Raw genomic sequence first — 19,160 nt, 5'->3', positions numbered from 1 at the left:
CACCACTGACGAGGCCATTCGCGGATCTCGCGAACACCATGAACCCTCTACCCATTCTCGAAATGACCGGCATCGACAAGACGTTCCCGGGCGTCAAGGCGTTGCAGCAGGTCGATTTTCGGCTGTTCCCCGGCGAGATTCACACGCTGATGGGCCAGAACGGCGCGGGCAAATCAACGCTCATCAACGTGCTTACCGGTGTGTTCGCACACGATCGCGGCGAAATCAGTCTCGGTGGGAGGCCGGTTCGCTTCACCGCGCCGCTGGACGCCGAAGCTGCCGGGATCCAGACGCTCTATCAGGAAGTGAACCTCTGCCCGAACCTTTCCGTAGCCGAGAACATTTTTGCTGGCCGACATCCGAAGAAGCGCGGAGCAATCGACTGGAAGGCGATCAATATTCAGGCGCGCGATGCACTTGCGGATCTGGATCTTTTCATCGATGTCACACATTCGCTGGACTCCTATCCAATCGCAGTCCAGCAAATGGTCGCCATCGCTCGCGCCGTCTCCGTCGACGCGCGCGTGCTTATTCTCGACGAACCGACTTCGAGTCTCGACGACGGCGAAGTCGCGCGGCTTTTCGCCGTGCTGCGCCGATTGAAGGCGTCGGGCATGGCGATTCTCTTCGTGACGCATTTTCTCGAACAGACCTATGCCGTGTCGGATCGCATCACGGTCATGCGCAATGGCGCGCGAGAAGGCGAGTATTTGGCGAAGGACTTGCCCGTCGACCTGCTCGTGGCAAAGATGACTGGCCGGGAAGGCGTGGGCGAGGTAATGAATGAAGGCGCATCGGGCGGTCTGCAGCCGGATTCCGCCGCTGCGCCGTTTCTTTCGATGCAGGGCCTAGGGCGACGTGGGTTGATGAGTCCCTTCGATCTCGACGTATGTCCCGGCCAGATCGTAGGCCTTGCTGGACTGCTAGGTTCGGGCCGCACGGAAACCGCGCGGCTGGTGTTCGGCGCCGAGCGCGCGGACACCGGAACGATGCTGATCGACGGGCATAGCGCGAAGCTCACGTCGCCGCGAGACGCGGTGCGCCATGGCATCGCGTACTGCCCGGAAGATCGAAAGAAAGAAGGGATCGTGGCGGCATTGTCGATTCGCGAAAACATCATCCTGGCCTTGCAGGCACGACGTGGGTGGTGGCGCATGCTCAGTTACGCCAGTCAAAGGAAAATGGCCGAGCAATACATCGCGCAACTCGGCATCAAGGCACGCGACGCGGAACAACCCATCGGGCTACTGTCAGGAGGCAACCAGCAGAAAGTACTGCTGGCTCGCTGGCTCGCGACCGAGCCAAAACTGTTGATTATGGATGAGCCGACGCGCGGCATTGATGTTGCCGCGAAGTTCGAGATCATGGACCGTGTCCGCTCGCTTTGTGCGAAGGGCCTCGCGATTCTTTTCATCTCTTCTGAAATGAGTGAGGTGGTACGCGTCAGTCACAGGATTGCTGTCCTGCGCGACCGCCGCAAAGTCGCCGAGATTGCGGGCGATCAGCTCTCGGAGGGTCAGGTGTACCAACTCATCGCAGGAGGCCAGACTTGAAATCGATACGCACGCTGGCGCGGCATCCATTGATATGGCCTGCCATCACGCTCATCCTGCTGGTCCTCCTTGACGTTGCGTATCGGGCAAGCTTTCTCCGCGTGACAGTGCTGGACGGTCACCTTTTCGGCGCGCCGATCGATATCCTCAATCGTGCTGCGCCGCTCGTGATCGTTTCCCTCGGAATGACGCTTGTCATCGCGACGCGAGGCATCGACATCTCGGTTGGTGCGACGGTGGCGATTGCCGGCGCGACCGCAGCGATCATCCTCGAGGCGGATCCGTCGCGCGTTGGCCTGGCGCTCGGGGCAGCGGTTGCCGTCGGGCTCCTGGCGGGGATGTGGAACGGTTTGCTCGTCGCGCTCGTCGGGATGCAACCGATCATCGCCACGCTAATCCTGATGGTCGCGGGACGAGGCGTTGCGCAGCTCCTGACCGGCGGCCAGATTATCCCCATCGGGGCGCCGGGCTACCTCAGGCTCGGCGATGGATATCTGGCAATGATTCCCTGTTCGGTCTGGATCGCGGTCGTCGTGACCGTGGTGCTGGCGCTCGTGGTGAACCGGACCGCACTCGGACTTTTTGTTCGTTCGATTGGCGTCAACCCTGTCGCTACGCGGCTGGTTGGGCTGCGTTCCAGCGCGATCGTCTTCAGCGTGTACGTTATCTGCGGCTTGATGGCAGCGCTCGCCGGCATCATCGCGAGCTCGAACGTACGGAGTGCTGATGGAAACAATGCGGGTCTGCTGCTCGAACTCGACGCGATTCTGGCCGTAACGCTCGGTGGTACGTCTCTGCTTGGCGGCCGCTTCAGCCTTGGCGGCACCGTGCTGGGCGCCTTGATCATCCAGACGCTGACCTATACGACCTATTCGATCGGCGTGCCGCCGGAAGCAACACTGGTTGTGAAGGCGGTCGTCGTGGTTGTGGTGAGTGTAATACAGTCGGAAGTTGCGCGAGCACTGTTTTTCAAGCCTATGAAGCGTCTTCTTTCGCCGGCGCGCCAGCGCGCATCCACCGGAACGAGTACATCATGAGAAAGCTGATTGCCCGGCTGGCTGATCCGAGATCCCTGCCTATCATCGCGACGATCGTGCTGTTCGCAGCGCTGTTCGGATTTGGTTCCGTCATGTACACCGGCTTCTTTTCGATACAGGTTTTGACGGGACTCTTCGTCGACAACGCATTCCTGCTTGTCGTGTCGATTGGCATGACGTTCGTGATCCTGTCGGGGGGCATCGACCTGTCGGTCGGGGCCGTGGTTGCCCTGACGACGATCCTGTGCGCTGTGGGCGCGCAATGGCTGCACTGGCCCATCTGGGCCGTCGTGCCTATCGTGCTCGTATTCGGGGTGCTCTACGGCGCGGCGATGGGTGCGCTGATTCACTTCTTCCGTCTGCAGCCGTTCATTATCACGCTCGCGGGGATGTTCCTGGCGCGCGGCGCATGCTTCCTGATCACGACGGAATCCATCACGATCGACGAACCGACGTTCCATGCGGTTGCGTCGCTGAACATTCCGGTCGGCGGCGGCTCGCTGAATGCGGGGGCGTTGATCAGCATTGCGATGCTCGTCGTCGCGATCTTCGTCGCTCACTTTACGCGCTTCGGACGCAACGTCTATGCAATTGGCGGCAATGAGCGCTCCGCGTTACTGATGGGCTTGCCGGTTGCAAGAACGAAGATCGCCGTCTATGCGTTGAGCGGCTTCTGCTCAGCACTCGGCGGAGTGATCTTTACGCTCTACGTGCTGTCAGGCTACGGCCTGCAGGCGCAAGGGATGGAACTCGACGCCATCGCCGCAACGGTGATCGGCGGAACGCTACTGACCGGCGGGGTCGGCTATGTCATTGGGTCTTTGTTCGGCGTCGGCATTCTCGGCACCATCCAGACGCTGATCACTTTCGACGGCACGTTGAGCTCGTGGTGGACGCGCATCGTCATCGGCGCATTGCTGTGCGTGTTTTGTCTGCTGCAGCGGATCATCGAACGCCATGCCGGCCGCCGCCGTGCGGGCGGCACGGGGCTCGCGCCGAAATCGACGGGGACATCGCACGGAGGGAAGCGGCGGCATGGCGAACGTGAGAGTGGTGATCTGGTCACGACTACCTGATCGACTCAGGTTGAACGCCGGTCCGTCTGAATGAGGAGATGAACGTGCTCGAAACACGGAAAGCCGATTTACGAACGCCTGTCTTCGGGAATGCGGGCCGGCCTGGCGAACCAGAGCGAGGCGCGGCCGGCAGATGGCATCGGCAAACGACGCTTTCGAATGCCTGTCTGAGAGTCGACATAGAGGCAGGCAGCCACAGCGGAATTGCGCGATTCGAGTGGAATGACCGGGGAATGTGGGCGCCCGTATTTCGGTCGGCGCAGCGGCAGGGGTCTTTATCGGATCCGCGTCGGCTAGCGTGTCAGACGTCAATCTGGATTCCAGGCATCACGAATGAATTGATGGATGACTGGAAGATCGACTCAGTCGGAGAAAACGCGCTCCGCCTGGAAACGGAAGTCGCGCAACAGTACAGTGCGGCGCAGACATACGCGCTTGACGGGCCAACACTCGAAATAACGGTCGAACTCGAGAATAGGGGGCGCAAGCCGCTAGCGTGTGGAATCGAAATCGGGCCGGCACTCGTGCGGGATACGGATACACGCATAAGCGCGCCGGCCGGGGCTGTGTCGCATTAAGCGCTGCGGTAAAATTGGCAGGCTGACAGCACTGACGAACGCGATGACCAAGGCGAAGCAGACACCACGTAAGACGTTGCCCGATGGCCTTGGCAAGGTTCTGAAGCGGTTCCACTATCCACTGGACGTGATTCTGCTGTGCGTGCGCTGGTATGTGGCGTATGCGTTGAGCCTGCGAAACCTCGAGGAGATGATGCTGGAGCGAGGAATCGAGGTGGATCATTCGAGCGTGCATCGCTGGGTTATCAAACTCTTGCCATTGATCGAAAAGGCGTTTCGCAAACGCAAGCGTGCGGTAGGCAAGAGCTGGCGCGTCGATGAAACCTATGTCAAGGTCAAAGGCCAATGGAAGTATTTGTACCGAGCCGTCGACAAGGAGGGCAATACAGTCGACTTCCTGCTGCGAGCCCATCGTGACAAGGCGGCTGCGCTTCGTTATTTCAGGAAGGCGATCGACCAGAACGGCGAGCCCGAAACGATCACGGTGGACAAGAGCGGCGCCAACCTGGCCGCACTCGAAGCGATGAACGCCGAACGGCCAACGCCGATCAAGGTTCGGCAGAACAAGTATCTGAACAACATCATCGAGCAGGACCACCGAGCCGTCAAACGCATCATCAAACCGATGATGGGATTCAAGGATTTCCGGTGCGCGCGCATCATCCTGTCTGGAATCGAGATTATGCATATGATCCGAAAGGGGCAGATGCGTGACGATAGCATCGATACAACTGCTGCCGATCAATTCTACTCTCTCGTGATGTAAGTAGTCCTGCTCATTGCGGGAGTTTACTCATCCCCTCGTCGTTATCGCGACACAACCGCGAATTCTTCGCGGATGTCACCTACGCACGACGATTACAGAACAACTGGCTCACTCCTCGCCGATTTCGAACGGACCTCTGGCGGCCTGTATATTGGTCGTCCCGCGCAACTTCCTCTGGAAAAGGGAACACAGATCATTCCACTCGCGCGTGCGGTATTCAGTCCGGAAGGACAACTTCTTGGTAGTGTAGAAGGGAGCCTAAGCCTCGAATACTTCAAAGCTCTGACTTTTGGTCTATCAATTGGCGAACACGGATCAGTCGTCATTGCCGAAACAGATGGCACCTTGATTGCGCGCTTGCCGGACAGCCCAACGAATATTGGCAAGAACTTCGCGAAGACATCAGTCTTTCACGGCCTGATGGCCGGCCCTGAAGGGTACTTTGTTGACACGGCCCGTATTGATGGCGTGCGCCGCCTTTATGTCTACAGGCGCCTGGCAGGATTGCCACTGATCGTGAGCGTTGCCCCTTCTTTGAGCGTAGTCTACGCAGAATGGTGGGAAAGGGTGCGATGGTTCGGAATATTTATTCTAATTTTCACCGTAATCAAGGCCACGGGTACTTTGCTGTTTGTCCGCGAGCTTCGCCGCAGACAGCATGCAGAGGCTTTGCTGGAGCGCATGGCGCATCGCGACTCGCTCACCGGACTGGAAAACCGCGGCACATTCGATGAGGTTCTGGAAAGGGAATGGAAACGCGCCCGACGTGATGAAAAGGAGCTATGCCTCCTATTCATCGACATCGACAGGTTTAAAGCCTACAACGACCACTATGGACATCAGGCTGGTGACGTCGCGTTGAGGAGCGTGGCGAAGCAGATCTTCGCATGTGTCGACCGGCGTGGCGATCATGTCGCGCGCTATGGTGGTGAGGAGTTTGTCGTCGTCTTGCCGAATACAAATGAAGCTGGCGCTATCTTGATAGCGGAGAGAATCCGGTCCGCAATTGTCAATTTGAGTATCGCACATTCGCAAACGCCAACAGGGCTTTTAACAGTGAGCATCGGGGTATCTTCGGCAGCTGCTACGAACATTGCATGTGCCTCGGATCTTGTGAGCGCAGCAGACGCCGCGCTCTACCAGGCGAAAGGCTTGGGGCGAAACTGTATATCTATGGTGCGAGATTTCGAACCAGCGCTAAGATCTTGAAGTTCCTTCTTGCGAGTCGACAAAGAAATTCGCGGCGTCCGCACGAAATGCAGATTGTTTATATCGTTCGTTTTTAAGAGGTTCGGCAGGCGTCGAGGTATCCGCCGTAGCCTCAGAGGTCGGAGTGCGGCCGGTTCTGGTGAATCAATGCTTAGCCGTGTACTTCTGCGATTCGAAAGTCCTACGGATGCGCGGCTCGAATGAATAAATCAATTACCGTCTAAACGGCGGATTCTGGCAAGTGTTTGTGCGCAGGCACGAGCAAGATCGGGCATCGGGCGCTGCGCAGCACTCGTTCAGCAACACTGCCCAATACAAGGCGTCTGACGCCTCGTCGCCCATGGGTACCCATAACGATAAGATCAGCATTGAACTCTGCGGCAACGCGCACGATGCAATGTGCAATATCCTCCGCCATTGAATGTGCCTCAACTGAACGGGCTATGCCCTGCAGGCCTGCAGCGAGCGTCTTCGTCTGTGCATCTGCGCATAGGAGTCGCCCTTCCTCGAAGTAGGCGTCACGTACGATCGACGGATCGAAGCCCGGCACATCGTAGGCCATCACAGGCAGGTCAATCACATAGAGTGGCATCAGCACTGCCTTTGAATCCTGCGCGAGGCGGATCGCCATGTCGAGCGCTTGCGAAGATGTCTTGCTGCCGTCAATTGCAACCAGAACGCGAGAGTACATAGGATGCTCCATGACAACTCGTTAATGAGCGGGTTGACGTTGAGCCAGCAACGCCTTGTCAAAAGGCGCTAGTGCGACATCAGTACAGGTAGTGTAGATGTCAGCAGGACGGAGCGTGTCGCGCCACCCAGCACGAGCTCCTGCAATCGTGCGTGACCATATGCACCCATGACAAGAAGATCAAATCCTCCGTCAAGTGCGAAGTTGAGCAGGGCATCGCCGGTGGTCTCCGCGGCATGGCGGTCAAAGCGTGCGATGTCAACCGAGGTGGCGCCATGCCGCGCGAGCGTTGCTGCCAGTTCGCTGCACGAGGCCTGAGAGGGCGCAGGAGAAAATGTCGTCGACAAGGCTGCGATCGTGACGTGTGCGGCACCGACGATGAAGGGGGTCGCGTCATGCACTGCTCTCGCTGCCTCGCGACTGTCATTCCAGCCGATCAGCACGCGGGTGCCAACTTTTTCGAAATGCCCGGTGTTCGGAACGAGCAGTACAGGGCCTCCTGCACCCAGGACGACCGTCTCGGCAAATTGATCGGCGACAAATGTTTCTGGATCGTCGGGATCGGCTTGTCCAATTATCGTCAGATCCGCGCTGCGGCTATGACGCATGAGCGAGGCAACAGGATCGGTATCTGTATCCGCGTCGACCAGCGTGCCCACGACTTGCGCCCGTGCCAATTCGGCCCGAAACAGTCGCTCGATGGCGGCACGCTGCTCTGCACGAAGTTTGCGATGCGCGTCGTAATAGTCTGCGGTTCCGGCCATTACATAGAACTCTCGCGGATGCGGCTCGAAAGCGGCGAAGACGCCATACAGATGCGAACCGAAAGAGCGCGCGAGTTTGAGCGCAAGCGAAACGCGCGTGTTGGCACGGGTACTCGAATCCAGATGAACCATCAAGGTTTTGTAGCTCATTACGGATCTCCAGGGAGACGGAAGACGTCGCGGCCCGACACAGGGCAGACAGCGAGTTGATCTGAGTTTAAGAACGGGTCTCTGTTTACCGTTGACCTGGATCAAGCGACGACCCGTTATCCATCGACCGCTATGGGTGCCCCCGAGAGAGACAATTGAGGCAGATCAATCGCAAACCGCGATCAGTTTTTACAGTGGAACTGGGGCGTGTCAAAGCGCGCGGCTCGCAACGTGGGCCGGTTTCCTGCATAGCGCGCTGCCCGTTTTTATTCATAGGTGAGGTGAAAGATGAACAATCTGACCCGTTACGATCCATTCGCAATCGAGCCAGTTTCTGAACTGTTTCAAGGATTTTTCCGCCCGTTGCGTGGCGGTCCTGCCGCCGATGGTAGTGATCTGTCGTCCATCAAGCTCGACGTGACAGAGAGTCCGCAGGCATATCTGGTGAAGGCGGAGCTGCCTGGCGTGGACAAGAAGGAAATCGACGTAAAAGTCGATGGCAACACGGTCTCGATTCATGCGAAGGTCGAACGCAAGACCGAGCAGAAAGAGGGTGAACGGTGGATTCGAAGGGAGCGCTATAGCGGCTCATTCGCGCGCACGTTTTCTCTCGCGACCGAGATTGACGACTCGGCAGCAAGCGCCCACAGTATCAGGACGGCGTGTTGTCCCTGAACCTGCCCAAAAAGGCACCTGCTGCCCAAAAGAGCGTGCAGATCGATTAACACATGGTGATCGCTGAGAGAGGAACCGGTGCGGATTGGTTGAACGACACCGCTAAAACAGGCGGAATGCTCAGCGGTCTACACCCTGCCGGCGAGGGAGGCCTCACGATGGGACTGGGAATGCAGATGGTCTATCTGGGTTTCGCGGGAACGGCCGCGATCGAGGCGGAGGCGGGCGTGCAGCTGTTACGGCTGGAGCGTTTTGGCAAGACGTTGAAGGCCTGTCACCTGGCGATTGAAGAGGTTCATGGACTCGACGCGTCGCAGACTTACGATGTGCGTCTCGATCTTGTCACAGTATCGAGCGGCTTCAGTCCGGTTGCCCATCATTGCGGTACTGATCCGCTCGTCGTTATGCGTGAAGCTTTTGATGAAGCCGAACACGAACTCGAGGCGAAGTCAGCATGATGTGAAGCACGAGCGGGCTTCCTTTGTCGGCGAGTGGGGCCGATGGTGACAAAGAGCGCTCCATCAAGGAGCGCTGAATGTGCATGCACTAGACCCACACGACGTAACGTAACGCCTTTGTGTATAGCCTTCAGGCACTCATGGGCTTATACGCGTGCGAGGGCCTGTGCATCGACGATACGGATCTGCTTGCCTTTGGGTTCGACCAGACCATCGCGATGAAAGCGCGAGAACATGCGGCTGACTGTCTCAAGTTTCAGTCCGAGGTAGCAGCCAATCTCCTCGCGGCTCATCTTCAGATTGAACTGTGCGCTGGAATAGCCTCTTGCGCGAAAGCGCGCCGCGAGATCGAGTAGAAACGAGGCGAGCCGCTGCTCTGCGGTCATCGTACCGAGCATCATCATCAGGCTGGATTCGCGCACGATCTCGCTGCTCATCAAAAAATATAGATGGCGTTGCATGCGGCGGCTTTCGCGGCAAAGCGATTCGAACTGGGCAAACGGGATGATGCACACCGTACTATCTTCCAGCGCGATCGCTTCACAACTATGGGTGCCCGAGCAGACACCGTCGAGGCCCAGGGGTTCGCCAGGAATCTGGAAGCCGATCACCTGTTCGCGCCCGTCGCGGTGCATGACGATGGTCTTGAACGATCCCGTTCGCACTGCGTACAGACTCTGGAAAACATCGTGCGTGCGAAAGAGCGCCTCGCCACGCCGCACATGACGCGTCGTGAGCACGACGGTATCGAGTTGCCGGAGTTCGATGCCGGAAAGATCGGCTGGCATGCAGACTGCGCGCAACGAACAGGTCGAGCAGCGCGTCGGCAGGCAGCCCGAACCGCCCGTGCGATGCCCTGGATGCACCGGGATCGGCGGTCTTTGTGTGGATGACGGCTTGGGTGAAGGGGCATCGCATACGGACTCGGCATACATGATCGTCTCCAGTTTTAACGCGCGATGTACGTGCGTTAATAGCGGGGTCAATGCGCGGTTTCGACCGCGGCGGCTTGACCTGCATGAGTCCAGTATCGGCATCGCCATCCCGAAAATAAATCGGCGGTGGTGGAAACTGGTGTACGCAAGACGGAAGTTATGTAGGGCGATTCCTACATCGGTGCGACGCTCTGCCGCGTCGGGCGATGGTCGCGCATGGCAGGCGCCAGTCTGGGCGAGGACTAGACTTCGTCCTGATCGTCGATCAATTTGTGACGCAGCGCATAGCGAACCAGGGCCGCTTCGTGAGGCATCTGCATTTTTTCCAGAATGCGGACCTTGTAGGTGCTCACGGTTTTGCTGCTCACGCACAAGGCGTGGGCGATTTCGGTGATGGTCTCTCCGGACGCGATCCGGCGGAACACGTCGAACTCGCGATCGGAGAGGCGCTGGTGCGGGAGCATGTCGGCGGGCTCGTTCAGACTAAGCGCGAAGCGCTCTGCCATTGTCGTGCTGACGTAGACGCCACCGGATGCGACTTTCGTAACGGCGTTCACGAGTTCCGCGCTGGCACTTTCCTTCGTGAGATAACCTGAAGCCCCTGCCTTGAACGCGCGCACTGCGTACTGCTGCTCAGCGTGCATGGTCAGGACAAGGATGCGCAAGGCAGGTTTTTCGTCCTTGATCTGCTTGATAAGGTCCACGCCGCTGCGACCCGGCATAGACAGGTCGAGCACCAGCACCTGGGCGGCCTGATCACGCACAAGGGCAAGCGTGGTCGCCGCGTCCCAGCCTTCTCCGGCGACTTCAAAGTCGTGTGCGCTTTCGAGAATACGGCGAAGGCCGTCGCGCACGAGTGTATGGTCGTCAGCGAGCAGGACCTTGATCATGAAGTTGTCTCGTCGGATTGAAGGGCATCGAGATCGAACGTGATGGAGAGGGAAAAGCCTTCACCAGGCCCAGTATCGATTTCGACGACGCCGTTGAACATGTGGGCGCGCTCGCGAATGCCCAGTAATCCAAAGGTTTTGTCTTGTCGCGCCAGATCGGGAGCGTCGCTTCTTTCGCCCGTTGTACCGCAGCCGTTGTCGGCAATGCGCAGGATGCAATGCTGCGCATCCACTTCCAGACTGAGATCTACCCTGTTTGCCTGTGAGTGGCGCGCTACGTTGGTTAGCGCCTCCTGAACGATGCGAAACAGCGTGGAGGCCGCCGTGTTGGAGAACACCACACTACCAGTCTCCAGGCGCTTGCGCACCTTGATTCCATATCGACTTGAAAAATCATTGGCGAGCCAGTCGATGGCCGATACGAGTCCGAGGTCATCGAGCATGACGGGGCGCAGATCAGCGGCAATGCGGCGTATGCCTCGAACCATCGCGTCAATTAGCGTGCTCATGCCCGCAAGACTGGTCGCGATGTCCGGCTTCATCTTTGGGCCCAGACGCTGCCCCAGCGATGAAAGGTCGATCTTGAGCGCAGTGAGTTGCTGGCCCAGATCGTCGTGCAGCTCGCGGGCGATGCGGGTTTTTTCAGCTTCGCGTACGCTTTGTAAATTGGCTGAGAGCTCGCGCAGTTCTTCGCGCGAGCGTTTGAGCGTGTCCTCGGCTCGCAGCCGCTCGGTGATATCGCGCAACATGACCGTGTAGAGCCTGCCGGACGCCTCGCGGATCTGCGAGATCGACGCTTCGATCGGGAATTCCTCGCCATTCGCGCGCAAACCATAGAGCACGCGCTGCTGACGGCCCATCTGGCGCTCCGTCACCCCCGTAACACCGAACTGGTCGACATGTTGGGCATGCGCTGCGCGAAAGCGCTCGGGAATAAAGCGCGAAAGCGGCGCGCCTATGGCCTCCATCGCCGTTAACCCGAATACATATTCAGCGGCCGGATTGAAGATGACGATTTTTTGTGTCTCGTCGACCGTGATGATCGCCTCCATCGACGAACGGATAATCGCCATCATGCGTACTTCGTTCAGGCGTGCGTCGCTGATGCTTGCCGATGGTGTCATGCGCGCTGCCACGAGCCGCAATGCGAGCCAGGCGCACGCTGTTGCGACGAGCGCTCCTGCCAGCAGGATCGTGGCAGCGCTGCTGGCCGCACCCGTGAGCAAGGGACTGCCGTCTGCGCGTGTCTCAATCGTCAGCGCCGTGCCGCCCGCAAGCAATAGATCGCTGCGTTCAAACCGCTGGTAAGAGAGGACTTCGTCTCCTTCAATTGGCGCGCTCCGGTAAAGGTCGAAAGGCGGATGATGTGCACGCACAGCGATTTCGAGCCCCGGTTGGGCTGCCAGAAGCGGCTCGAATAGCCGCTGGACATCGAGCGCGGCGACAGCGAAGCCGACTGGATTTCGTGTATCGCTGCCTTTTGACGCCGATTCGTCGTAGACGGGAAGCCAGAGCGTTAGCGGCGCCAAGGGAGTGGGGCCGGGCTTGGCCACAGTCAGCACAACGTCGTCCGGTTGACCTGAGTAAGCATCGCCGGGGCGGGCGGGCAAATTGACCGCGCCGGCTGCGGGCCCCGTCCAGAGCGGGGCGCCAGACTCGTCGGGGGCATAACCGAGCGCAACAACCGCAGTGTGCGAACTGTCCAGATTGAGGGCGGAGACATAGTTCGCCCAGCTCGCGGCGTCAGGCAGCGGCATCCGGGCAAGATGCGCTCTCGCACCGCGCAGCACGGCTTCATTGGCGACCAGCGAGAGCTGAATGGATTCGCGCAGGGCTGCGGCGCGGCGCCCAAAGCGCTGCTCGGCGGCGCTTTGCCATTGTTGTGCAACGAACACAGCTACCGCGCCGGCGAGGGCGAATACGACGACAAACGCAGCGACCGCCGCCACTGCCGGCCGGCGGATTTGCTCCTTCAGTGGCGCGTCAGTGACCCATGTCATGGCAGCCGTCTGTAACGAAGTGCTCGTGGGCGGGCGAGTCGGGTGTGATTTGTTTGCAAACGGGCAACAAGAGTGAGACTGCCCGGCGCACGAGGACACATGCAGTCCGTCTCAATATTATGGCCTCCGGATCAGATGCGCCACGCTTCTGTGGCGGGTCAGTTTGTCGTGTCCGGGATGTGCGTTGATTCGCAGGGCGGACAAGGGTGTTCGCGAGCAGGATCTTCAGGAAGTTCCACCGTATCGCGATATTCCGGCACGCAGCAATCCCAGTGCAGCGTCTCGACGATCCGGCGACGCAGCGCGTCGGCCGCTGCCGGCTCGCCGTGCGTCACGAAGGTGCGTAAAGGCGGACAGTTCATGCCGGCGAGCCAGCGGATTGTCTCGCGATAGTCGGCGTGGGCGGACAGGGATGAAATTGAAGAAATCTCGGCACGCACGCGCACGTAATCGCCGTGCAGTTTGATCACTGGCGCATGCGATTCCAGAGCCGCGCCACGTGTGCCGGGCGCCTGATAGCCGACGAGCGCGATCGTATTGCGTGGGTCAGACGCGTACAGGTTCAGGTGATGCAGCACGCGGCCGCCCGTGGCCATGCCGCTGCCCGCTATGATGACCATAGGCCCACGGCGCGAAGCGATCGACTTCGAATCGTCGACCGTGCGGGCCATAAATGCGGCATGGTCGATCGCGTGCATCTGGGAGACAGTCAGGCGATGTTCGCCCATATGACGGCGGTAGAGGTCGGTGACACTAATCGCCATCGGGCTATCCAGATAGACGGGCACGTTTGGCATGCGGCCGCCCTCTTTCAGCCGTGCAATGTAGTAGAGAATCTCCTGCGCGCGGCCTACTGCGAAGCACGGCATCACCACGATCCCGCCGCGCGCGAAGGTACGCGCAAACATTGCGGCAAGTTCGTCCTCCGGATCGATTGCGTCGTGCAGGCGGTCGCCATAGGTTGATTCGACCACCAGATAGTCTGCATGCGCGGGGGGCGCGGGCGCGCGCATGAGCGGATCCTCAGGGCGGCCAAGATCGCCGGAAAACGCGATCACGGTGTGGCCGCAACACAGTACGACGCTGGCCGCTCCCAGAATGTGGCCAGCGGGCAAGAGGCGGAAAGACAGCCGGGAGCTCAACGCTACGGGCGAGTCGAATTCGCGCGGCCCGATCAGACGCAGCGTTCTCTCCACGTCCTCGGTGGTGTAGAGCGGCAGCGCCGGATGGTGTTTGGAGAACCCGTGACGATTGGCGAACGTTGCGTCTTCTTCCTGCAGCCGGGCGCTGTCGCGTAGCATCACATCGCACAGGTCTGCGGTGCCGGGGGTGCAGAACACAGGTCCTCGATAGCCGTTTCGCACGAGAACGGGCAGATACCCGCAATGGTCGATGTGGGCGTGTGTGAGGATGACGGCGTCGAGCGTGTCGGCCGCGACGGGCAACGGTTCCCAGTTGCGAAGACGCAGGTTTTTCGTTCCCTGGAACAGGCCACAATCGATCAGCACCCGCTTGCCATCGGCTTCCAGCAGGTAGCGCGAGCCTGTGACTGTCTGCGCCGCGCCAAGGAAGGTCAGCTTCATCATGTTCTCCTCGCATCGCGCCTTGCGGCGCTAGTGAGATCGATTGGAGCGCGCTTTGAGAAAGGGCGTTTGATCTGTGTCAGGAAGGTGTGCTTGCCGGATGAATTGAGCCAGATCAATGGCGAGCGGGCCGCCCCTCTTACATTGGAGGCACCGGCCAGATCCGACCTGGCCGTGTTCTTGTGGAAATCCGACCATGGCTCTGCGGGAGCAATCGCTGAAATTGCCGCGTGCTTCACTCGTGCTTTCCCTTGTGCTGGCGCTAACGCTTGCTGCGTGCGCCTCTGACGCTAGCCGCTTGGCGTTCCGACGCGCCGAAGCCGATCTGGAGGCCGCTCGCGAGCAGGCGCAGGTCGAATGCACCGATTACGCGGCTTGCGCACAGGCTTGGGGCCGCGCGCGTCTATTCGTGCAGCGGCATTCCGTGACACCGATCGAGCGCCTGGACGACAACACCATCGAAACCCGCATGCCTCACGAGTTTGGCGTAGCGTATTTCTGGGCGACGCGACGCACTGCGGACGATGGGACGACCGTCATCCGGCTTAAAGGACTGTGCCGCGGTATGTACAGCGTCGACGGCGGTCCGGGCTGGACGTACCGGAGCTGCGCGGCGCAATTGCGTGAGGCTCAGATCGAGTTTGCGCGTGAGGTGGGCGTCACGCGCTGAGCGTCCGGAGGCAGCGGTTACGATGACAGCCTTGCCCTGTGGGGCGCGAAACGGCATGCTCCTGGCTGTCGAACCGGTATCCTTCTTCCATTTCGCACACACTGGCGCCACTTCATGTCCCTCGACACCCCGTCTGTGCCCTCGACTCGAGAACACTCGACGATTGCGGTTCTGCTCGTTTTCCTGAAATTGGGGATATCGAGTTTTGGTGGGCCAATTGCGCACATCGGCTACTTTCGTCGCGAGTTTGTTGAGCGCCGTCGCTGGCTGGATGAGCACACCTTCAGTGATCTTGTCGGCATGTGCCAGTTTCTGCCCGGACCGGCGAGCAGTCAGGTTGGCTTTTCCATCGGGCTGCTCAAGGCCGGCTGGCGCGGGGGTCTCGCCGCGTGGCTCGGCTTTACGCTGCCCTCGGTCCTGCTGATGATCGTCTTTGCGGCCGCAGCGCCGGACCTGGGGGGCTGGGCAGGCAATGGCGCTTTGCATGGGCTCAAGCTTGTTGCGGTGGCTGTCGTGGCGCAGGCGGTCTGGGACATGGCGCGCAGGCTCTGCCCGGACGGTCGTCGCGCTGGCATCGCGCTGTTCGCAATCGTGATGCTTGCGGTACTGGCTACAGCGTATGCCTCGGTGCTGGTGATCGCCGTGGGAGCGTTGCTCGGCATTGGCTTGTGTGGCGGGACCGCCGCAAAGGCCTGTGAGCCTGGGGCAGGAGAGGTGTCTGGATGGCGAGGGTCGCGCAGCGTGTCTGGCATGGCGCTAGCGCTTTATCTGGGCCTACTCGCCGGCCTGCCGGTGCTTGGGGCTTCGGGCAGCGAGGGGTTGCGCCTTTTCGACGCCTTCTATCAGGCGGGTGCACTGGTATTCGGCGGCGGCCACGTCGTGCTGCCTTTGCTTCAGCAGCAGACGGTCGCACCGGGATGGGTGTCGCCTGCGGCGTTTCTCGCGGGATACGGTGCTGCGCAGGCGGTTCCTGGGCCCTTGTTCACGTTCGCAGCCTTTCTCGGCTGGGTCAGTCAGACGGGACCTGGTCATTGGTCCGGCGCAGCCATAGCGGTCATCGGCATTTTTTTGCCTGGCCTGCTGCTCGTCGTCGCGGCGCTGCCGTGGTGGCAGGCGATGCGTATGCGTCCACACGTAGTGGCGGCGCTTGCTGGCGTGAACGCTGCCGTGGTGGGCCTGCTGGCGTTTGCCCTGTATTCGCCGGTTTGGACGAGTGCGGTACGTTCGCCGGTTGATTTTGCGATCGCCGCCAGCGGCTTCGTGGCATTGGTGAAGTGGAAGGCCCCGCCCCTCGCGGTCGTACTCTTTTGCACGTTGGCGGGAATGGCGGGGAGCGCCTTGCTCAACTAGGCGCGCTGCGCGAGTTCACGTGCTCCCGCAGACGGGCGAGATGCCTCAAGGCAGCATGCGCTGTAACACGCCGTCGCCGAGCACAAAGCGATGATAGAGCGCGCCGGCGATGTGCAAGCCGATTAGCACCAGCAGTACCCATGCCAGCGCACTATGTACATCGCCCATTGCATGCCCGAACGACGAGCCGGACGCTGAAAGCGAAGGCAGCGCAACGAGGCCGCCCAGTTTGACGACCCACGTGCGCGACGACGCGTTGATCCAGCCAAGCAGCGGCACGACGAGCAGTAACACGTAGAGTGCGCCATGCGTGAGTGCCGAGACGGCGCGCAACGCTTTGGAGATGCTTTGCGACGGCGGCTGGTGAGTCGCGCGCCAGACGATACGACCTGCCATGACGGCGATGAGCGCGGTGCCCACGCCCAGATGCCATGCGATTTCGCCGATGGGCTTCGTATCGCGATGTACGTCGGGCATCGTCCAGCCAATCACGAACTGGGCCGCGACCAGTATGACGACGAGCCAGTGAAGCAGTCGTGCGGTCTTGTCGTAGCGCGCATCGGCGGCATTTTGCATGGCCAGTCTCTCCTGGGAAAATAAGCCGGTCGAAAGCGCGATTCTAGAAGACCTCAACTTAACCGAAGATTAAGCGCCCGAAATCAAGCGCGGGGTTCAGTCAGCCGGACACGCTGTGCGGCTGGCAAGCGAAGTTCGGCCACTATCGCCGTTCCGGCTCCAGGCGCGCTCTCGATCGAAAGCGTGCCGCCCAGTTGCAGCATGCGTTCCCGCATCCCGGTCAGGCCGAACGCGTCGGGCCGCGCAGCCGCATGCGTATCGAAACCCGTACCATCGTCGCGGATTTTTAACCTGATTATCGCACCGTGGCCCGTCAGGCCAAGCGTCACGGTGTGCGCCCTGGCGTGCCGTGCGATATTGGTCAGCGCTTCCTGCGCGACGCGAAACAGCGCGGTTGAGGCGGGTTCATCGAGCTGCGGCATATGCGGGTCCAGATCACACTGCACCGTCACGCCGTGACGATGCTCGAAGTCATGTGCCATCGATTCGAGCGCGGCTTCCAGGCCAAAGTCGTCGAGGAGCAGGGGGCGCAGGTCGGCGGCGATGCGACGCACCGAGACGGTTAGCTCGTCGATCTGCGCGGAGATTTCGCCAAGTGAGGGCAGATGTGCGCTGTGTGCCTCAGTTGATGTTTCGAGGAGTTCTGTCTGATGGCGGGCCAACGCCATCTTCAGGGCAACCAGCCGCTGTCCAAGGTCGTCATGCAGTTCGCGAGCGAGGCGTTTTTGCTCGTTTTCGCGCGCGTGCTGCACGAGTGCCGAGGTCATGTGGGCGCGCTCAAGTTCGTCGAGCCTGCGCCGTTCTGTCAGGTCGCGGGTAATCTTGGCAAAGCCAACCAGCGCGGCATGTTCGTCATAGACCGCGGTGATAATGACATTTGCCCAGAATCGGCTGCCGTCTTTCCGAACGCGCCATCCTTCGTCTTCCACTCGTCCCCGCCGCATTGCGGCATCAAGCAGTCGCGCGGGCCTGCCGTCCGCAATATCTTCCGCTGTGTAGAACAGCGAAAAGTGCTGGCCAACGATCTCGTCCGGCGTATAGCCCTTGATTCGCTGTGCGCCCTGATTCCAGCTGGCTACGCAGCCGGTCGGTTCCAGCATGAAGATCGCGTAATCATGGACGGCGTCGATAAGCAGACGATAGCGCTCCTCGATCGCAATATTGCTGTTGTTGCGCCCATACCAGGACGCCGGCTTAGCCGTTTGCATGAAGCGCTCCGGTGACTTTGGTGGCAATGCGGGAGTCGACGTAATTTGCACGTCGACAGTGCCAATAGTAGGCCAAAGTCTGGAGGAGATCGTAGATGCGCGACAGGCGATCGCTTTGCGCTTCACCCCAAAGGGCGGTGCTTCAATGCGACATCAGGACAGGCAGTGTCATGGATTCGAGCAGGGTGCGGGTGACGCCACCCAGCATCCGTTCGCGCAGATGTGAGTGTGCCCACGCTCCTGCGACCAACAGGTCGGCGTTCACATCGCTTGCGCGGCTAAGCAGGGTCACGCCGCTTTCGACACGATGCTCGCAAACGCTCTCGTGGAACGAGGCGCTAACGCCGTGGCGATCGAGCCACGCCGCCGCATCGATTGCAGCGTCCGTGGCCCGTGCGAGCTCGGCGCTGCCTGGAGGCGCAACGACCGCGATCGATACGCGCGGTGCGCGAACCAGTAGTGGCAACGCATCCGAAGTGGCGCGCGCCGCCTCGCGGCTGCCGTCCCAGGCAATCAGGATGTTTTGCGCGAATGACGAAAATGCGCCGGTATACGGGACGATGACGGCAGGGCGGGCAGACGTCATCAACAGATCCGTGACGAAATCCCCGGTGACATTAACGGACCGGCCTTGCGCGTTATGTTGACCGAGTACGAGCAGGTCGGCGTGACGTGCATGGAGCGTTGCGCACTGCAGGTCGGCCGGTTCGGGTGCGCGCCATTCGACAATACGACCGGCGCGCTCGGCTGCGCAGAGAAAGCTCGCATGGGCAGTGGCGCGGCGTTGTTCCGCGGCGCGTGCCTCATCGGCGCCGCCGATAGGCGAAAAGGGCAGATAAAGACCGGCGAGATGCGCATTGAAGCGATCGGCCAGATCGAGCGCGAGCGCGACGCGCACAGCACATCTCTCGGTGTCGTCGAGATGCACAAGCAGACTCTTGAAATCCATCGCCATTTCCCTCAAGACCTTTGCGCCGTTCTGGCGGATACG

General features: G+C 60.3%; 17 protein-coding genes and 1 pseudogene. 9 read left to right on the top strand and 9 right to left on the bottom strand.

What is annotated here, in order from left to right; genetic code table 11:
- The first annotated feature begins 38 nt into the window (after window positions 1-38).
- From BBA01S_RS36580 to BBA01S_RS44425, 5 genes are all read left to right on the top strand, one after another.
- On the top strand, window positions 39-1,553 hold the full coding sequence (locus tag BBA01S_RS36580) for a sugar ABC transporter ATP-binding protein (protein ID WP_027820748.1): 1,515 nt from the start codon (window positions 39-41) through the stop codon (window positions 1,551-1,553).
- Entirely contained in the window at window positions 1,550-2,590 is a 1,041-nt protein-coding gene (locus tag BBA01S_RS36575) for an ABC transporter permease (RefSeq protein ID WP_027820747.1), read from the top strand. The genes BBA01S_RS36580 and BBA01S_RS36575 overlap by 4 nt, the downstream gene beginning before the upstream one ends.
- Window positions 2,587-3,666: a galactofuranose ABC transporter, permease protein YjfF gene (yjfF, locus tag BBA01S_RS44430; RefSeq protein WP_042298485.1), complete on the top strand. Its 1,080-nt coding sequence runs from the start codon at window positions 2,587-2,589 to the stop codon at window positions 3,664-3,666. The genes BBA01S_RS36575 and yjfF overlap by 4 nt, the downstream gene beginning before the upstream one ends.
- Window positions 3,667-4,287: 621 nt before the next feature.
- Window positions 4,288-5,010, top strand: coding sequence for an IS6 family transposase (locus BBA01S_RS36560; RefSeq protein WP_156966224.1), 723 nt, complete (start codon window positions 4,288-4,290; stop codon window positions 5,008-5,010).
- Window positions 5,011-5,082: 72 nt separating this feature from the next.
- The gene (locus tag BBA01S_RS44425) at window positions 5,083-6,219 is read left to right on the top strand and encodes a sensor domain-containing diguanylate cyclase (protein WP_084162765.1); all 1,137 of its coding nucleotides are present in this window, start codon (window positions 5,083-5,085) and stop codon (window positions 6,217-6,219) included.
- Window positions 6,220-6,439: 220 nt separating this feature from the next.
- On the opposite strand, the gene BBA01S_RS36550 is transcribed toward BBA01S_RS44425, so the two are convergent.
- Together BBA01S_RS36550 and BBA01S_RS36545 are read right to left on the bottom strand one after the other, a co-directional pair.
- Window positions 6,440-6,910, bottom strand: a complete 471-nt coding sequence (locus tag BBA01S_RS36550; RefSeq protein WP_027820744.1) for a universal stress protein — start codon at window positions 6,908-6,910, stop codon at window positions 6,440-6,442.
- A gap of 68 nt (window positions 6,911-6,978) precedes the next feature.
- Window positions 6,979-7,824, bottom strand: coding sequence for a universal stress protein (locus BBA01S_RS36545; RefSeq protein WP_027820743.1), 846 nt, complete (start codon window positions 7,822-7,824; stop codon window positions 6,979-6,981).
- Window positions 7,825-8,112: 288 nt separating this feature from the next.
- On the opposite strand from BBA01S_RS36545, the pseudogene BBA01S_RS44420 reads away from it, so the two are divergent.
- Both BBA01S_RS44420 and BBA01S_RS36535 read left to right on the top strand, forming a co-directional pair.
- A pseudogene (locus BBA01S_RS44420) lies at window positions 8,113-8,549 on the top strand (Hsp20/alpha crystallin family protein).
- Window positions 8,550-8,669: 120 nt separating this feature from the next.
- On the top strand, window positions 8,670-8,957 hold the full coding sequence (locus tag BBA01S_RS36535; protein ID WP_027820742.1) for a hypothetical protein: 288 nt from the start codon (window positions 8,670-8,672) through the stop codon (window positions 8,955-8,957).
- Window positions 8,958-9,103: 146 nt separating this feature from the next.
- Here the strand turns inward: BBA01S_RS36535 and BBA01S_RS36530 are convergent, their stop codons facing one another.
- The 4 genes from BBA01S_RS36530 to BBA01S_RS44415 all read right to left on the bottom strand — a co-directional run bounded on the left by BBA01S_RS36530 (window position 9,104) and on the right by BBA01S_RS44415 (window position 14,365).
- A complete protein-coding gene (locus tag BBA01S_RS36530; RefSeq protein WP_027820741.1) occupies window positions 9,104-9,892 on the bottom strand; it encodes a helix-turn-helix domain-containing protein in 789 nt (262 codons plus the stop codon).
- 242 nt (window positions 9,893-10,134) lie between these two features.
- Window positions 10,135-10,782 (bottom strand): response regulator, encoded by a 648-nt coding sequence (locus BBA01S_RS36525; protein ID WP_027820740.1) that lies wholly within the window; start codon window positions 10,780-10,782, stop codon window positions 10,135-10,137.
- On the bottom strand, window positions 10,779-12,782 hold the full coding sequence (locus tag BBA01S_RS36520) for a PAS domain-containing sensor histidine kinase (RefSeq protein ID WP_027820739.1): 2,004 nt from the start codon (window positions 12,780-12,782) through the stop codon (window positions 10,779-10,781). The genes BBA01S_RS36525 and BBA01S_RS36520 overlap by 4 nt, the downstream gene beginning before the upstream one ends.
- 158 nt (window positions 12,783-12,940) lie before the next feature.
- Window positions 12,941-14,365 carry an MBL fold metallo-hydrolase RNA specificity domain-containing protein gene (locus BBA01S_RS44415; protein WP_042298489.1) on the bottom strand — a complete coding sequence of 475 codons (1,425 nt, stop codon included), beginning with the start codon at window positions 14,363-14,365 and terminating at the stop codon, window positions 12,941-12,943.
- A 298-nt stretch (window positions 14,366-14,663) separates the two neighbouring features.
- On the opposite strand from BBA01S_RS44415, the gene BBA01S_RS36510 reads away from it, so the two are divergent.
- Both BBA01S_RS36510 and chrA read left to right on the top strand, forming a co-directional pair.
- Complete coding sequence (locus tag BBA01S_RS36510; RefSeq protein WP_245641707.1) at window positions 14,664-15,035, top strand: hypothetical protein; 372 nt, start codon at window positions 14,664-14,666, stop codon at window positions 15,033-15,035.
- A gap of 114 nt (window positions 15,036-15,149) precedes the next feature.
- Entirely contained in the window at window positions 15,150-16,385 is a 1,236-nt protein-coding gene (chrA, locus tag BBA01S_RS36505) for a chromate efflux transporter (protein ID WP_027820737.1), read from the top strand.
- Between the two features lie 45 nt (window positions 16,386-16,430).
- Here the strand turns inward: chrA and BBA01S_RS36500 are convergent, their stop codons facing one another.
- From BBA01S_RS36500 to BBA01S_RS36490, 3 genes are all read right to left on the bottom strand, one after another.
- A complete protein-coding gene (locus tag BBA01S_RS36500) occupies window positions 16,431-16,961 on the bottom strand; it encodes a cytochrome b (RefSeq protein WP_027820736.1) in 531 nt (176 codons plus the stop codon).
- Window positions 16,962-17,044: 83 nt separating this feature from the next.
- Window positions 17,045-18,169 carry a PAS domain-containing sensor histidine kinase gene (locus BBA01S_RS36495; protein ID WP_027820735.1) on the bottom strand — a complete coding sequence of 375 codons (1,125 nt, stop codon included), beginning with the start codon at window positions 18,167-18,169 and terminating at the stop codon, window positions 17,045-17,047.
- Window positions 18,170-18,311: 142 nt separating this feature from the next.
- A complete protein-coding gene (locus BBA01S_RS36490) occupies window positions 18,312-19,118 on the bottom strand; it encodes a universal stress protein (RefSeq protein ID WP_027820734.1) in 807 nt (268 codons plus the stop codon).
- Window positions 19,119-19,160: the final 42 nt, after the last annotated feature.

Origin of the sequence: Paraburkholderia bannensis NBRC 103871 (genome assembly GCF_000685015.1) — a bacterium.
Lineage (GTDB): Bacteria > Pseudomonadota > Gammaproteobacteria > Burkholderiales > Burkholderiaceae > Paraburkholderia > Paraburkholderia bannensis.
This window is presented reverse-complemented; position numbering and strand designations above follow the sequence as displayed.

What these genes read in the sequence shown, in the direction of transcription:
- BBA01S_RS36580 (WP_027820748.1), top strand. Translation starts at nt 39, where the DNA reads ATGAACCCTCTACCCATTCTCGAAATGACCGGCATCGACAAGACGTTC.
- yjfF (WP_042298485.1), top strand. Translation starts at nt 2,587, where the DNA reads ATGAGAAAGCTGATTGCCCGGCTGGCTGATCCGAGATCCCTGCCTATC.
- BBA01S_RS36560 (WP_156966224.1), top strand. Translation starts at nt 4,288, where the DNA reads ATGACCAAGGCGAAGCAGACACCACGTAAGACGTTGCCCGATGGCCTT.
- BBA01S_RS44425 (WP_084162765.1), top strand. Translation starts at nt 5,083, where the DNA reads ATGTCACCTACGCACGACGATTACAGAACAACTGGCTCACTCCTCGCC.
- BBA01S_RS36550 (WP_027820744.1), bottom strand. Translation starts at nt 6,910, where the DNA reads ATGTACTCTCGCGTTCTGGTTGCAATTGACGGCAGCAAGACATCTTCG.
- BBA01S_RS36545 (WP_027820743.1), bottom strand. Translation starts at nt 7,824, where the DNA reads ATGAGCTACAAAACCTTGATGGTTCATCTGGATTCGAGTACCCGTGCC.
- BBA01S_RS36535 (WP_027820742.1), top strand. Translation starts at nt 8,670, where the DNA reads ATGCAGATGGTCTATCTGGGTTTCGCGGGAACGGCCGCGATCGAGGCG.
- BBA01S_RS36530 (WP_027820741.1), bottom strand. Translation starts at nt 9,892, where the DNA reads ATGTATGCCGAGTCCGTATGCGATGCCCCTTCACCCAAGCCGTCATCC.
- BBA01S_RS36525 (WP_027820740.1), bottom strand. Translation starts at nt 10,782, where the DNA reads ATGATCAAGGTCCTGCTCGCTGACGACCATACACTCGTGCGCGACGGC.
- BBA01S_RS36520 (WP_027820739.1), bottom strand. Translation starts at nt 12,782, where the DNA reads ATGACATGGGTCACTGACGCGCCACTGAAGGAGCAAATCCGCCGGCCG.
- BBA01S_RS44415 (WP_042298489.1), bottom strand. Translation starts at nt 14,365, where the DNA reads ATGAAGCTGACCTTCCTTGGCGCGGCGCAGACAGTCACAGGCTCGCGC.
- chrA (WP_027820737.1), top strand. Translation starts at nt 15,150, where the DNA reads ATGTCCCTCGACACCCCGTCTGTGCCCTCGACTCGAGAACACTCGACG.
- BBA01S_RS36500 (WP_027820736.1), bottom strand. Translation starts at nt 16,961, where the DNA reads ATGCAAAATGCCGCCGATGCGCGCTACGACAAGACCGCACGACTGCTT.
- BBA01S_RS36495 (WP_027820735.1), bottom strand. Translation starts at nt 18,169, where the DNA reads ATGCAAACGGCTAAGCCGGCGTCCTGGTATGGGCGCAACAACAGCAAT.
- BBA01S_RS36490 (WP_027820734.1), bottom strand. Translation starts at nt 19,118, where the DNA reads ATGGATTTCAAGAGTCTGCTTGTGCATCTCGACGACACCGAGAGATGT.